At 71.3% G+C, this 13,032-nt stretch carries 13 protein-coding genes; 5 read left to right on the top strand and 8 right to left on the bottom strand.

Features of this window, described 5'->3' with window-relative positions; translation table 11 throughout:
* A partial coding sequence (locus E3T42_RS15005) for an SGNH/GDSL hydrolase family protein (RefSeq protein WP_134403261.1) occupies positions 1 to 813 on the top strand: 813 nt, incomplete at its 5' end.
* Positions 814 to 957: 144 nt separating this feature from the next.
* Positions 958 to 1,299 (top strand): metalloregulator ArsR/SmtB family transcription factor, encoded by a 342-nt coding sequence (locus E3T42_RS15010; protein ID WP_241976211.1) that lies wholly within the window; start codon positions 958 to 960, stop codon positions 1,297 to 1,299.
* A 474-nt stretch (positions 1,300 to 1,773) separates the two neighbouring features.
* Here the strand turns inward: E3T42_RS15010 and E3T42_RS15015 are convergent, their stop codons facing one another.
* From E3T42_RS15015 to E3T42_RS15050, 8 genes are all read right to left on the bottom strand, one after another.
* Complete coding sequence (locus E3T42_RS15015) at positions 1,774 to 3,381, bottom strand: NADH-quinone oxidoreductase subunit C (RefSeq protein WP_198418103.1); 1,608 nt, start codon at positions 3,379 to 3,381, stop codon at positions 1,774 to 1,776.
* Positions 3,378 to 4,931: a proton-conducting transporter membrane subunit gene (locus E3T42_RS15020; RefSeq protein ID WP_134403262.1), complete on the bottom strand. Its 1,554-nt coding sequence runs from the start codon at positions 4,929 to 4,931 to the stop codon at positions 3,378 to 3,380. Before E3T42_RS15020 ends, E3T42_RS15015 begins: the two co-directional genes overlap by 4 nt.
* Positions 4,931 to 5,587: a hypothetical protein gene (locus tag E3T42_RS15025; protein ID WP_134366186.1), complete on the bottom strand. Its 657-nt coding sequence runs from the start codon at positions 5,585 to 5,587 to the stop codon at positions 4,931 to 4,933. The genes E3T42_RS15020 and E3T42_RS15025 overlap by 1 nt, the downstream gene beginning before the upstream one ends.
* Positions 5,588 to 5,595: 8 nt before the next feature.
* Positions 5,596 to 6,543 carry a respiratory chain complex I subunit 1 family protein gene (locus tag E3T42_RS15030; RefSeq protein ID WP_134366185.1) on the bottom strand — a complete coding sequence of 316 codons (948 nt, stop codon included), beginning with the start codon at positions 6,541 to 6,543 and terminating at the stop codon, positions 5,596 to 5,598.
* A complete protein-coding gene (locus E3T42_RS15035; protein WP_134403263.1) occupies positions 6,540 to 8,558 on the bottom strand; it encodes a proton-conducting transporter membrane subunit in 2,019 nt (672 codons plus the stop codon). Before E3T42_RS15035 ends, E3T42_RS15030 begins: the two co-directional genes overlap by 4 nt.
* Positions 8,555 to 9,040 (bottom strand): NADH-quinone oxidoreductase subunit B family protein, encoded by a 486-nt coding sequence (locus tag E3T42_RS15040; protein WP_134366183.1) that lies wholly within the window; start codon positions 9,038 to 9,040, stop codon positions 8,555 to 8,557. Before E3T42_RS15040 ends, E3T42_RS15035 begins: the two co-directional genes overlap by 4 nt.
* A 90-nt stretch (positions 9,041 to 9,130) precedes the next feature.
* Positions 9,131 to 9,748: an LON peptidase substrate-binding domain-containing protein gene (locus tag E3T42_RS15045; protein WP_134366182.1), complete on the bottom strand. Its 618-nt coding sequence runs from the start codon at positions 9,746 to 9,748 to the stop codon at positions 9,131 to 9,133.
* Between the two features lie 31 nt (positions 9,749 to 9,779).
* A complete protein-coding gene (locus tag E3T42_RS15050; protein ID WP_134366181.1) occupies positions 9,780 to 10,298 on the bottom strand; it encodes an Lrp/AsnC family transcriptional regulator in 519 nt (172 codons plus the stop codon).
* Positions 10,299 to 10,431: 133 nt separating this feature from the next.
* Here E3T42_RS15050 and pdhA point away from each other — a divergent pair, with 133 nt between their 5' ends.
* The 3 genes from pdhA to E3T42_RS15065 form a co-directional block, all read left to right on the top strand.
* Positions 10,432 to 11,556 carry a pyruvate dehydrogenase (acetyl-transferring) E1 component subunit alpha gene (pdhA, locus tag E3T42_RS15055; RefSeq protein WP_134403264.1) on the top strand — a complete coding sequence of 375 codons (1,125 nt, stop codon included), beginning with the start codon at positions 10,432 to 10,434 and terminating at the stop codon, positions 11,554 to 11,556.
* Positions 11,556 to 12,626, top strand: coding sequence for an alpha-ketoacid dehydrogenase subunit beta (locus E3T42_RS15060; RefSeq protein ID WP_255572772.1), 1,071 nt, complete (start codon positions 11,556 to 11,558; stop codon positions 12,624 to 12,626). Before pdhA ends, E3T42_RS15060 begins: the two co-directional genes overlap by 1 nt.
* Positions 12,623 to 13,032: biotin/lipoyl-containing protein (locus E3T42_RS15065; protein WP_304999646.1), on the top strand; the 410-nt coding region annotated here is incomplete at its 3' end. The genes E3T42_RS15060 and E3T42_RS15065, both read left to right, overlap by 4 nt.

Here is a 13,032-nt window from a genome sequence, read left to right on the forward strand (position 1 = left end):
GCCGCCGCCCCGGCCGCCCCGACCGCCGCCCCGGCCGCCGCCGCCGGCGCGGTCGCGAGCTTTAATGCTCCCCGGGCCACCTCTTACGCGCCGCTGGAGTATGTCGCCCTCGGCGACTCCTTCACCGCCGGACAGGGCGCCCCACCGTACTCCGACCTGAACTGCCTGCGCAGCCGGTACAAGAGCTACCCGGTCATCACCTCCTTGCTCAGCCCGTATCGCCTGATCGCGAACAAGGCGTGCTCCGGGGCGCGCCTGGCCGACATCCCGGCCCAACTGGTTGGCGTCGGCACCTCAACGAAGCTGGTCACCCTGACGGTCGGCGGCATCGACGCCGGGTCGACCGAGATCCTTCGGGCCTGCGCCCCGGACCCGGGGAGTGCGGACTGCGTTGGGGCCGTGCAGGCAAGCCAAGCCACCCTGTCCGACCCGGCCTTCGTGGCCGCCCTGGCCGGGACCTATGGCCAGCTCGCGGCGACCCTGCCGAATGCCCGCGTCGCCGTGCTGGGCTATCCGCTGTTGTTCAAGCCCGGGGCCTCCCCCCTGGGCGACCTGGTCAACCAGGGAACCGGAGCGTTGAACCTGGCGATCCAGACGGCCGTCGGGGTCACCCCCGAGCCGGCCGGAGTCGACCGGATTCGCTACGTCAACGTGACTGACGAGTTCGCCGACCATGGAATCGGGTCTCGTGTGCCCTACATCGCCTTCGACCCGTCGAACGTGATGGCACCGAGCAACTTCCACCCGAACGCGCTCGGCAACACCCTCGGTTACTACCGGGCGCTGGCCAACGACGGCGTGCTGCGCCGTTGAGAGCCGCAGGAAGCGCTCGCGGCCGCGCGGCCGCGAGCGCTTCCTGCGTGTCTGCGGACGTCCGACGCCATCCAGGAGACCGGCACCGACGTCACCAGAGGTCGGCTATTTGAAAGTATTACAAGTTAGCGATATGATCAAACTGTGTCGACGACCGGACTGCCCATGGCCCAATTGAAGTCCGAGCTGTTCAAGGCCCTCGGGCATCCGCTGCGCGTGCAGGTACTCGAACAGCTGGTCGAGGGCGAACGCTCGGTCGGCAGCCTGGCCGAGGCGCTCGGCGCGGAGTTGTCGAACCTCTCCCAGCAGCTGGGGGTGCTTCGCCGGGCCGGCGTGGTGCTCACCCGACGCGACGGCAACACGATCTTCTACGCGCTCCGCGACCCCGACGTCGCCGAACTCCTCGCCGTGGCGAAACGGATGCTGGTGTCCACCCTCGAGGACTCCCACGCCCTGCTCCGCACGATCGAGCAGGAATCCCGGTAGCCCGAGTCCCGGAGCCCCAGCCCGAGCCCGAGCCCCAGCCCCAGCCCCAGCCCGAGCCCGAGCCCGAGCCCGAGCCCGAGCCCGAGCCGCGTCCCGCCACGTTGCCACCCGAAGCCAACTCGTGGCGCAGGTTATGGTCGCAGGCGCATGTTCCAGCCTGCGCCCGCGGCCACAACCTGCGCCACGACGCTCGGCGCCAGCGGGTGCCGCGACGCTCGGCGCCAGCGGGTGCCGCGACGCTCGGCGCCAGCGGGTGCCCCGCGGGTGCCGAGACGCTCCCGCGTCGCGCATCCGTCGCCCATCCGTCGTCGTAGTCGTCGCCCGTTCGCCGACATCCGCTCGCGGCGCAGGTTATGGCCGCCGGCGCACGTTCTATCCTGCGCCCGCGACCCCAACCTGCGCCGCGACGCGATGCGTTGGGCGGGTGCCGCGACAGGTGACCGACGGATGCCGTGACGCGGCGCTTCAGCGCGGCTACAGGTCGTTGCCCGCGTAGGACTGGTTGAAGCTCTTGTTGACCAGGGGGAAGTCCGGCACGATCGTCTCGGCCAGGGCCACCGGCAGGGCCGGCCAGTTGAAGTACGACGGGTCGACGACCTTGATCCGGGTGATCACGCCGTCGGGCCCGAGCTCGAGTCGGTGGCAGATGGTGCCGCGCCAGCCCTCGACCAGGGACAGGCCCGATGCCGCGGGTGACACGGATGCCGCGGATGATGCGGCCACGGGGGTCGAAGTAACGGATGCCGCGGGCGTAGACGCCCCGGACGCCGCGCTGCCGCCCTTCTGCGGTGCCGGGGCCGGCGCCGGGGCCGCGCCGCCGCCCCGGTGCGAGCCGAGCCGCCCGATCAGGTCGATCGCCACGTTGATGGACACCTCGAATTCGCCCGCGCGCACACGGTAGCGGCTGAGCACGTCGCCGCCGGTCTCCGTGACCACGTGGAAGTGCTCGCCGAGGTCGACGAACGGGTGGTCCCGGCGGGCGTCCGTGTCGACGCCGGAGGCACGGGCCACGTAGCCGAGGGTGCCCATCGCCTGCGCCTGGCCGACGGGCAGCGGGGCGGTGCCGGTGAACCGGTCCCGCACGATCGCGTGCCCGAGCGTGATGGCGATGATCTCCTGCACGTCGACGGCGACCCGTGCGAGGTCGGCCGGGTCGGGCAGGGCCAGCACCGAGGCTCCACCGATCGTCAGGCCGCCGCGCAGGAACCGGTGTCCGGTGACGGTCTTGTTGATGCGCAGCAGGGTCTCCCGCAGTCGCTGGGTGTGCGAGTGCACGATGCCGAAACCGACGTCGTTGGCCAGCGAGCCGAGGTCGGAGACGTGGTTGTAGATGCGTTCGAGTTCGAGCAGCAGGGCGCGCAGCATCCGGTCCGGCTCCGACACGTCGATGCCGCGGGCGGCCTCGACGGCCATCACGTAGGCCAGGGTGTGGCCCACGACGGTGTCGCCGGTGATCTGTTCGGCCAGTTCGATGCCATCCTCGGGACGGCGACCCTCGAAGAGCCGCTCGACGCCGCGGTGCATGTACCACTGCCGGGCTTCCATCCGCACGATGGTCTCGCCCACGACCGAGAAGCGGAAGTGGCCGGGGTCGATGATGCCGGCGTGGATGGGGCCGACCGCGATCTCGTAGACCCCGGGGCCCTCCACCTCGACGAACGGGAACGACTCGGTGTCGGGTTCGAATTCCGGCGTGACCCGCGCCCCGTGCAGCATGGGGTACCAGCCGCGGGGCCAGTGACCGTGGCGCACGAGCCGGTACGGCTGGGGGTGGTCGGCCGGCCGCAGCCCGAACAGGTCGCGCATGCCGCGCTCGAAGTTGCCGGCGGGATAGGACACGTTCGCCAGGCTCGGCACCCAGGCGTCGTCGTAGGGAACCGGCACGACGAGGTCGATCTGCCGCCGCGGGTAGACGGCCACGAAGGAGTACACCACGCGCAACCGGTCGCCGTCGTCGTGGCAGGTGACCATCGCGAGCCGGTTGCCGGTCGACAGCAGGTCGGCGGCTTCGGCCGGGAGCTCGTCCCGGGAGAGCGTGTGCACCTCCGGGCCGTCGCTCAGGGAAGGGTTCGTTGTCGTCATTGGATTCCTCCCAGAACGGCGGCCGCGCGGGCCAGCAGCGTGCCGACCGGCTCGGCGATGAAGGCCACCACGGCCGTGGTCCCGAGGGCCAGGATCAGCGGCAGCCGGGGCCCGTGGGCCGACCGGTCCGGTTCGGCCGGCGGCGCAGCCGGCGCGTCCGGGCCCGCCAGTTCGGCAGGCGCACCGGCTGCACCGGCTGCACCGGCCCCGACGGCCGCACCGGCTGCCACGGCCGCACCTGCCGTGACGGATGCCGCGGGCGCGCCGATCGTCATGGTCACCGTCAGCCGGGTGAGGCTCGCGAAGATGACCAGCAGCAGCACGAGGGCGATGCCGACGACGGCGCCCATGCCGGTCGTCCAGCCGGCGATGATGATGCCGACCTCGGAGAAGAAGATGCTGAACGGGGGGAAACCGATCAGGGCGGCCATCGCGATCAGCCAGGGAACGGCCAGCCCGGGGCGCCGCACGAGCAGGGCGCGCACTCCGTCGATCCGGGGGGTGCCCTCGACCTCGAGGATGCGGCCCGAGATGACGAACAGCGTGGCCTTGGTCAGGCCGTGGCCGAGCACGTAGAGCAGCACGGCCGGCAGCGCCGCCGCGCCGATGGCTGCGCCGACGGCCATCATGCCCATATGTTCGATGCTGGAGTAGGCGAGCATCCGTTTGAAGTCGCGCTGCCGGATCAGCAGCGCCGCAGCCACGAAAAGGGAGAGCAGCCCGGCGATGCTGAGCATGATGCGCAGGAAGTCCGGCCCGATCACGGCGTTCGTGATGGTCTGGATGCGCAGGATGGCGTAGAGGGCGACCGCGAGCAGCACGCCGCTCATCAGGCCGGACACCGGGGCGGGTGCCTGGCTGTGCGCGTCGGGAAGCCAGCTGTGCATCGGCGCGAGGCCGGCCTTGGTGGCGAAGCCGAGCACGGCGAGTGCGCCGCCGGCCCGGATCAGCACCGGGTCGAGGGGGAGGCCGGCCTGGCTCAGCACCAGCCAGGAGAGGGTGGGTTCGCCCGTGCCGCGGGAGGCGGCGTAGATCAGCACGATGCCGAGCAGGGCGATGGCGACGCCGACGGAGCCGAGGATGACGTATTTCCAGGCGGCCTCCAGCGACGACCGGGTGCGGTGGTGCCCGACCAGGAAAGCGGTGGTGATGGTGGTGGCTTCGACGGCGGCCCACATCAGGCCGATGTTGTCGGCGAGCACGGCGAGGCTCATCGCGGCCAGGAACACCGAGATCAGGGCGTCGTAGCTGCCGGCGAACCGGGCGGGGGCGGCCGTGGCGTGGCCGAGCCCGCCCCAGGTGGAGACGAGGCCGACCGCGCCGACGACGGTGAGCATGTACGCGGACAGCGCGTCCGCGCGGAGCAGGCCGCCGCCGAGCGTCGGCACCTGGTCGGCCAGCACCGCGCTGACGAGCAGGAGTCCGGACCCGAGCACGGCCGCGCTGGAGGCAACCGGGGCGAGCCGGCGGAGCGCGGGGACGGGGACCGCGAGGCTGAGCAGGGCCAGGATGACCGGGACGGCGAGGGGCGTCCAGAGGGCGAATGACATCAGTCGTGCAACTTTCTGAGCTGGTCGATGTCCGTGTTGCCGAACTTATTTCGCATCCGGCCGGCGAAGACGTAGAGGATGACCACGACCAGGAGCACGTCGAGGGAGATGCCGAGCTCGAGGAACAGGGGAACCCCGCCACTGGTCAGGAACGCGACCGTGGCGATGCCGTTGTCCAGCACGAGGAAGCCGATCAGCTGCGACCCGGCCTGCCGCCGGGTGACCAGGAGCAGGAAGCCGATCAGCACCATGGCCAGCCCGATCGGGGCCGCGTGGGCGGACACGCTGCTGTCCCCGGCGAGGAGCCGGCTGGCGACGACGTAGCTGAGGATGGTCAGCAGCGCCACGGTCAACAGACCCGCCGTCGGGTTCAGGCGCGGCGCCTCATCCGTGCGCGTCGTGGCCTGGGTCTCGTGGGCGAGCACCCACGGCAGGCCGATGCCCTTGACCAGCAGCACGAGCACGGAGACGATGATGACCTCGGTCTCGCCCTCCTCCACGCCGATCACGGCGACGAGGGCGGCGAGCGCGAAGCCCTGCACGCTGAGCAGGCGGATTGAGGCGAGCAGGGAGTGCCGCCAGACCATCAGGGCGCTGGTCAGCAGCAGGGCGCCGGTGCAGAGGCCGATCAGCTGGGGGTAGATGGTGTCGAACACGGGATCTCCTAAGCGACCAGGTAGGAGGCGGTGACGGCCAGGAGGGCCAGGGCGAACGATCCCGCCAGCAGCTCGGGCACCCGGAACAGGCGCGCCTTGGCCAGGAACACCTCGCCGACGCTGAGCACGACGCCCAGCGCGAGGATCTTGACCGTGACGGTGACCACGCCGACCAGCAGGCCGAGCGGGGAGAACTCGGTCAGCACCCCCCAGGGGACGATCAGGTTACTGAGCAGCCCGAGCAGCGCGGCCAGTTTGAGCCAGGAGCCCAGCTCGAGCCAGGCCAGGTCCCGCCCGGAGGCCTCCAGCACCATGGCCTCGTGCAGCATGGTCAGTTCCAGGTGGGTGGACGGGTTGTCGACGGGCAGGCGGCTGGTCTCGGCCATGATGGCGATCGCCAGGGCGACCATGGCCAGCAGGCTGACCGGAGAGATGATCACGGCCGGGTTCGCCAGCCGGGTCTCCACGATCAGCGACAGGGTGGACGTGCCGGCCGGGATCGACAGCGCGTACACCGCGAGCAGCAGGGTCGGCTCGACGAGGGCGGCGACGGTCATGTGCCGGCTGGAGCCCATGCCGCCGAACGCGGTACCCGCGTCGAGGCCGACCAGGGCCAGCGCGACCACGCCGATCAGCATCACCGACACGATCACGAACAGGTCGCTGGGGATCAGCGGCAGGGGGAGCGTGCCGACCAGCGGCAGCAGCGCGACCAGCAGCAGGCTCGACACGAGCAGGGTGACCGGACCGGCCGCGAGCATCCAGCTGCTGTCGGCGGCGCGCACCGGGTCCTTGGTGAGGAGTTTCCGCACGTCCCGCCACGGCTGCCAGATGCCGGCGCCCGCGCGCCCCTCGAGCCGGGCCCGAACCTGGCGGATCACGCCGATCAGCAGCGGGGAGAGGAAGACGAAGAGCACCAGCTGGACGAGGGCGATCGCGATCGCCGCGCCGGTCACAGGGACACCACGATCAACACGGACAGCAGGGCGACGAAGGAATAGGACAGGTAACGATGGATGCTGCCGTTCTGGGCGCGTCGGGCCAGAATGCCGAACCGCTGTGCGGCGTTCAGCATCGGGCGGTAGAACCGGGTCTCGATCACGTCGGACACGCTCTGTTCCACGTGCACGCGTTCCACCAGGTAGCGGGATTCGCCGACGTGGGTGACCTCCACGTCGCGGGAGGGCCGGAGCACGTCGTCGAACACGCGCACCAGGGGCTCGGCGTAGGAGGTGGCGGTGTACTGCATCCGCGGCCGCAGCCGTGACCCGCCGCCGGCCCAGGGCAGGGGCGAGGTTCGGGTGGGGTGGCGCCGGGCGGAGGCGAAGAGGGCGATCAGCACCGGGACGAGCAGCAGCGCGGCCAGCACCACGAAGGTCGTCGGGTCCAGCACGGCGTCGATGCCGCGGGCGTCGACGCCGGCCAGGCCGACGGTGCGCACGTCGGGCGCGAAGGCGGGGCCCACGGCCGAGGCGATGGCCACGGCCAGCGGCCCGGGGACCAGGCCGAGCGCGATCACGCCGAGCGCGCCGAGAACGAGCGAGACGCGCATGATCACGGGAACCTCTCGGGCCTGTGTCGCCTTCGGGGAGCGGGGGCGGGCGAGGAATGCGATCCCGTAGGCCTTGACGAAGGTGAGCAGGGCCAGCCCCGCGGTCAGGGCGATCACGGCGACGGCGAGCGGCATGGCCACCGAGGCGGTCACGGAGACGACCTCTCCGTCGACCCGGGAGCCGTGGATCAGGGCCTGCAGCAGCATCCACTCGGCGACGAACCCGCTGGTGACGGGCAGGGCGGCGGCTCCCATCGCGGCGGCGCCGAAGGTGGCGGCGGTCCACGGCATGCGGCTGCCGAGCCCGCCGAGCCGGTCGAGGTTCATTTCCCCGGTCGAACGGGCGATCGCGCCGGCGCCGAGGAACAGGGTGGCCTTGAACGCGGCGTGGCTGACCATCAGCAGCAGGGCGGCGACGAGGGCCGCGTCGGCCGCGGCCGTGGCGTCGTCCGCGCGCAGCAGCACGGATGCGCCGAGCCCCAGGAACACCAGCCCCATGTTCTCGGTCGTGGAGTAGGCCAGCAGCACCTTGAGGTTGCTGGCCACCGAGGCCTGCAGGATCCCGTAGAGCGCGGACAGCCCGCCGAGGGCCATGATCAGGACGCCCCACCAGGCCGGCCCGTTCGGCAGCAGCCGCACGCAGACGAGGAGGGCGCCGTAGACGCCGATGTTGACCATCGCGCCGCTCATCGCGGCGGCGACGTGGCCGGGTGCCTCGGGCAGAACCCGGGGCACCCAGACGTGCAGGGGCACGAGCTCGGCCTTGCCGCCGAAGCCGAGGAGCAGCAGCACGAACGCGAGGCTCGCCTGCCAGGAGGCGGGGTCGACGGTGGCCAGCCCGGAGAAGCCGGTGCCGCCGGTGGCCGCGGCCAGCACGGCGAAGCCGGCCAGCACGAAGAAGAAGCTCAGCTGAGACATGGCCGAGTACCAGACGATCGCGGAGGCCACCGTGCCGCGGGTCGCGTGGTGGGCCAGCAGCATCGCCGTCGACCCGAGGGTCATGATCTCCCAGAACAGCAGGAACGAGACGATGTCGGTCGCCGCGGGCACGAGCTGCATCCCGAACAGGAACACGGCCATCGAGACCCATGAGGTGCGGGACGCCGACGCGACCCGGGCGGAGCCGATCCCGAACAGGGAGGCGAGCACGCCGACGGCGGACACGACCATCATCACGAGGCCGCCGAGCCGGTCGGGGGAGAGCACGAGGGGGTCCATCGGCAGGGCGGTGGGAATCGTGAGCGACCCCTCGCCGCCGAACAGGGCGATCGCGCCGGTGACGATTCCGGCGGCCGCGAGGAGGGCGCAGAGGGTGCCGATCACCCGGGAGCGCCAGCGGGTGCCCACGAGCAGTGCGCCCGTGACGGCGAGGGCTAGGAGCAGCACCTGGCCGAGCATCCCGGCTTCGAGGGCCGTCATCGGCCGGTCATCCGTCGGAGCGCCTCGACGATCAGGGCGGGTTCGGGCGGGTTGCCCGGCACGGCCAGGTCGACGTCGATGAAATCGGGCACCGGGCCGGCGATCCCGTACCCCTCGGCGAAGACGCCGCCGGTGAGCGCGCAGTCGCCGACGGCGATCACGAATCGGGGCGTCGGCGTGGCGTCGACCGTGCGCCGGATGGGCTCGATCATGTTGCGGGTCACGGCGCCGGTGATCAGGATCACGTCGGCATGCCGGGGCGACGCGACCAGACGGATGCCGTAGCGCTCGACGTCGTAGACGGGGCCGAACGCGCTCGACACCTCCTGGGCGCAGTCGTTGCAGCCGCCCGCGTTGATGAAGCGCACCTGGATGCTGCCGCCGAAGACCTCGGCGCCGGGGAAGAAGGCGGGGGCGGGCGGGGCCGGTTCGGCGATGCGTCCGCTCTGCCGGATGAGATCGGTCAGCCGTTTGACGCTCAACTCAGGCTCCGTGGCAGGCGACACATCATTACTTCTTTATATACCTATATGGTGAATTTATCAAATAGATTCGGCAGGGACGATTCGAGGTCAGTCTTCGGGCCAGGGGGCGCTGAGAGCGTCCACAGCCGCCGCGGTGAACTCGAGCAGCGAGGTGAGGAGGCCCTCCATGGTGGTCGATCGCAGGAGAGCGATCTGGTCGAGCGGTCCGAGCGGTGAGATGCCGGCGAGCTGCCACGCGGCCGCCGCCGGGTCGTGGGACAGCTCCACGGTCGAGGGCCAGAGCTGGTCGGCGAATTCGCTCGCCAGTGCCAGTGCGCGGCGCACGGCCTGTTCGGCCTGTTCGCGGAGCGGCAGCAGCTCGTCGTCCCAGTCGAGGGGTTCCAGTTCACGCGCGACCGCCTGGGGGTGCGGGTCCTCCTCGAGCCAGTCGAGCACCTCGATGCGCCGCTCGCCCTGGGCGGTGACGGCCACGAAGCCCTCGGCCGCCTCCACCTCCGTGACCTGGGCGACGGTGCCGATCGCGAATCGGCGCTCGCCGCCGCCGACCTCCTGGCCGCGTTCGATCAGCACGACGCCGAACTCGGCGGGCTCCTCGTGCAGGATCCGGCTGAGCATCACCAGGTACCGGTCCTCGAACACCCGCAGCTGCAGCGGCATATAGGGGAACAGGACGGATCCCAGCGGGAACATCGGCAGGATGGTCATCGGGGCGCCGGTCACACTCGCGGGGGCCGCATCAGGTCGTGACCTCGTCCGGGCTGCCGCCGGTGCTGCCGCTCGGGCCCACCCGGCGGGCGGTGCGCTCCAGCAGCGGGGTGACCCGGTAGGGGATCAGCTCGCCCATCGCGAGGGAGGTCTCGGTGCGGTCGACGCCCTCGCAGGCCAGGATGGTGCCGTCGATGCGGAACAGGTCGTCGGCATCCGTGCAGACCACGCGCACGAGCAGGTCGGTCGAGCCGCTCATTCCGTAGGCCTGCACGATCTCGGGGATCTGGGCGAGCTCGGCGACGATCTGGGTCAGCCGCTTCTGCTGCACGTGCACCTCGATGAAAGCCGTCAGCGGGTAGCCCAGGGCGACCGGGTTGACGCGGCGGTCGAAGGACAGGAAGGCGTTGGACTCCTCGAGCCGGGCCATCCGGGCCTGCACCGTGTTGCGGGAGAGATGGAGCTGCTGGGCCAGCGCGACGAAGGTGCTGCGCGGGTCCGTGCAGAGGGCTCGGAGCAGCTGCAGGTCGACTTTGTCCAGACTGTGCATAATGCTCGACGGTAGCACGCGAGCGGCCCCCTGAATAGGGCAGAATGCTCAATATTTTTGGACATGGTTGTGCCCTGTGTCGCCTGACCGTACGCTCTCTACAACTTCGGCAACGACGCTGGGAGCGGCCATTATGCACGACATCCTCGCGGGAGACATTCCCGCCACTTTTCTGCAACTCGTGACGCCGGACGGCGTTCGGCAGCCCGATGACCGGCTGGATCCGTGGGTCGAGGACGTGACCGGGGCGCACCTGGTCGCCCTCTACCAGGACATGGTCGTTGTGCGCCGCATCGACGCCGAGGCCACAGCGCTGCAGCGCCAGGGCGAGCTCGGCCTGTGGCCGCCGCTGCTGGGCCAGGAGGCCGCGCAGGTCGGCTCGGCCCGCGCGCTCCGGCCCGACGACTTCGTGTTCCCCAGCTACCGCGAGAACGCGGTGGCGTACTGCCGGGGCGTGGCGCCGGCCGACATCGTGCGGGTGTGGCGGGGCAATGCGCAGTCCGGCTGGGACCCGTACGCCTTCGGGATGGCGACGCCGAACATCATCATCGGCGCCCAGACCCTGCACGCGACGGGCTGGGCCATGGGCGCCCTGGCCGACGGGGTCGACTCGGTCGCGGTGACCTACTTCGGTGACGGGGCGACCAGCCAGGGGGATGTCAACGAGGCGCTCGTCTTCGCGGCCAGCTTCCAGGCGCCGGTGGTGTTCTTCTGCCAGAACAACCAGTGGGCGATCTCCGAACCGGTCGGGGTGCAGGCCCGGGTCAGCATCGCCGACCGGGCGCCCGGTTTCGGCATTCCCAGCCTCCGGGTCGACGGCAACGACGTCCTCGCCGTGATGGCCGCCACCCGGATCGCCCTGGACCGCGCCCGCACCGGCGGCGGCCCCACCTTCATCGAGGCCGTCACCTACCGGATGGGGCCGCACACGACGGCCGACGATCCCACCCGCTACCGCCCCGCCGGCCAACTCGAGGAGTGGGCGGCGAAGGACCCGATCCTGCGCCTGCGGTTGCTGCTCGACGGGCTCGGCCTGCTCACCCCGGAGGTCGAGGAGCAGACCAGGGCCCGGGCGGATGCCACGGCCGCCGTACTCCGCGCCGGCTGCATCGACATGCCCGACCCGGAGCCGCTGAGCGTGCTCGCCCACGTCTACACCACCCCCCACGCGGCCCTGGACGGCCAGCGCGCGAACTACGCCGCCTACCTGGCCGGCTTCGAGCAGACCAGCAGTGACTCCACCGGAGGGAAGGCCTGATGACCATGACGACCATAGTGAGACCTTCCCCGTCCGTGGCCGGCCCGGCACCGACATCCGTGCCCCTGGCCACGCCGGTGCCGCTGACCGGCACGACCACCCTGACCCTGGCCAAGGCGATCAACGCCGGCCTCCGCCAGGCGATGCTCGACGACCCCAAGGTGGTGCTGCTCGGCGAGGACATCGGCACGCTCGGCGGCGTGTTCCGGGTGACCAGCGACCTGCTGGCCGAATTCGGCAAGCGCCGGGTCGTCGACACCCCGCTGGCGGAGTCCGCGATCATCGGCACCGCGGTCGGGCTCGCCTACCGCGGCTACCGCCCGGTCTGCGAGATCCAGTTCGACGGCTTCATCTTCCCCGGCTTCGACCAGATCGTCAGCCAGGTCGCCCGCATCCACTACCGTACCCAGGGCGCGGTGCGGATGCCGATCACCATCCGGGTGCCGTTCGGCGGCGGCATCGGCGCAGCCGAGCACCACTCCGAGTCGCCGGAGGCGTACTTCACCCATACCTCGGGGCTGCGCGTGGTCGCCGTCTCCAACCCGCAGGACGCCTACAGCCTGATCCGCCAGGCGATCGCCTCCGACGACCCGGTGCTCTACTTCGAGCCCAAGCGCCGCTACCACGTGCCCGGCGCGGTGTCGCCGGAGCTCGGCGCCCCGATGGAGAGCGCCCGGGTCGTGACGCCCGGCACCGACGTCACGCTCCTCGCCTACGGCGCGCTCGTGGCCACCGCGACGGATGCCGCGATCGCCGCGTCCGACGAGGGCGTGTCGATCGAGGTGATCGACCTGCGCTCGCTGTCGCCGGTCGACTACGCCACGGTCGAGGCCTCCGTGCGGAAGACCGGCCGGCTCGTCGTCACCCACGAGGCGGCGCGCACGGGAGGGCTGGGCGGCGAGATCGTGGCCGTCGTCACCGAGCGCTGCTTCGAGTACCTCGAGGCGGCCCCGGTGCGGGTGACCGGCTTCGACATCCCCTATCCGCCGGCGAAACTGGAAAGCCACCACCTGCCCGACCTCGACCGCATGCTCGACGGCGTCGACCGTGCCCTGGGGAGACGACGATGATCAAGGTGTTCCGGCTGCCCGACCTGGGCGAGGGCCTGACCGAATCCGAGATCGTGGCCTGGCGAATCGCGCCGGGCGACACGGTCGAGCTCAACCAGCTGATCGCCGACGTCGAGACCGCGAAGGCCGTCGTCGAACTCCCGTCCCCGTTCGCGGGCGTGGTGTCCGAGCTGCACCAGCAGCCCGGCACGGTCGTGCACGTGGGGGAGCCGATCGTCTCGTTCGAGGTGGCGGGCGCGGAGGCTGCCAGCTCCGCGTCGTCCTCGCGCGAGGAGGGCGAGGCGCAGGGGCGGCAAGCGAACCTGGTCGGGTACGGGCCCGCCGTCGAGCGCGGCGGGCGGCCGCAGCGGCGGGCGCGGGCCGGGGCGACGGATGCGACGGGCGTGGTCCCGGGGACGGCTGCGCC

It is taken from the genome of Cryobacterium sp. TMT4-10 (assembly GCF_004403275.1).
In the GTDB taxonomy this organism is placed as follows: Bacteria; Actinomycetota; Actinomycetes; order Actinomycetales; family Microbacteriaceae; genus Cryobacterium; species Cryobacterium shii.

What these genes read in the sequence shown, in the direction of transcription:
- E3T42_RS15015 (WP_198418103.1), bottom strand. Translation starts at nt 3,381, where the DNA reads ATGACGACAACGAACCCTTCCCTGAGCGACGGCCCGGAGGTGCACACG.
- E3T42_RS15020 (WP_134403262.1), bottom strand. Translation starts at nt 4,931, where the DNA reads ATGTCATTCGCCCTCTGGACGCCCCTCGCCGTCCCGGTCATCCTGGCC.
- E3T42_RS15035 (WP_134403263.1), bottom strand. Translation starts at nt 8,558, where the DNA reads ATGACGGCCCTCGAAGCCGGGATGCTCGGCCAGGTGCTGCTCCTAGCC.
- E3T42_RS15045 (WP_134366182.1), bottom strand. Translation starts at nt 9,748, where the DNA reads ATGACCATCCTGCCGATGTTCCCGCTGGGATCCGTCCTGTTCCCCTAT.
- E3T42_RS15050 (WP_134366181.1), bottom strand. Translation starts at nt 10,298, where the DNA reads ATGCACAGTCTGGACAAAGTCGACCTGCAGCTGCTCCGAGCCCTCTGC.
- pdhA (WP_134403264.1), top strand. Translation starts at nt 10,432, where the DNA reads ATGCACGACATCCTCGCGGGAGACATTCCCGCCACTTTTCTGCAACTC.
- E3T42_RS15060 (WP_255572772.1), top strand. Translation starts at nt 11,556, where the DNA reads ATGACCATGACGACCATAGTGAGACCTTCCCCGTCCGTGGCCGGCCCG.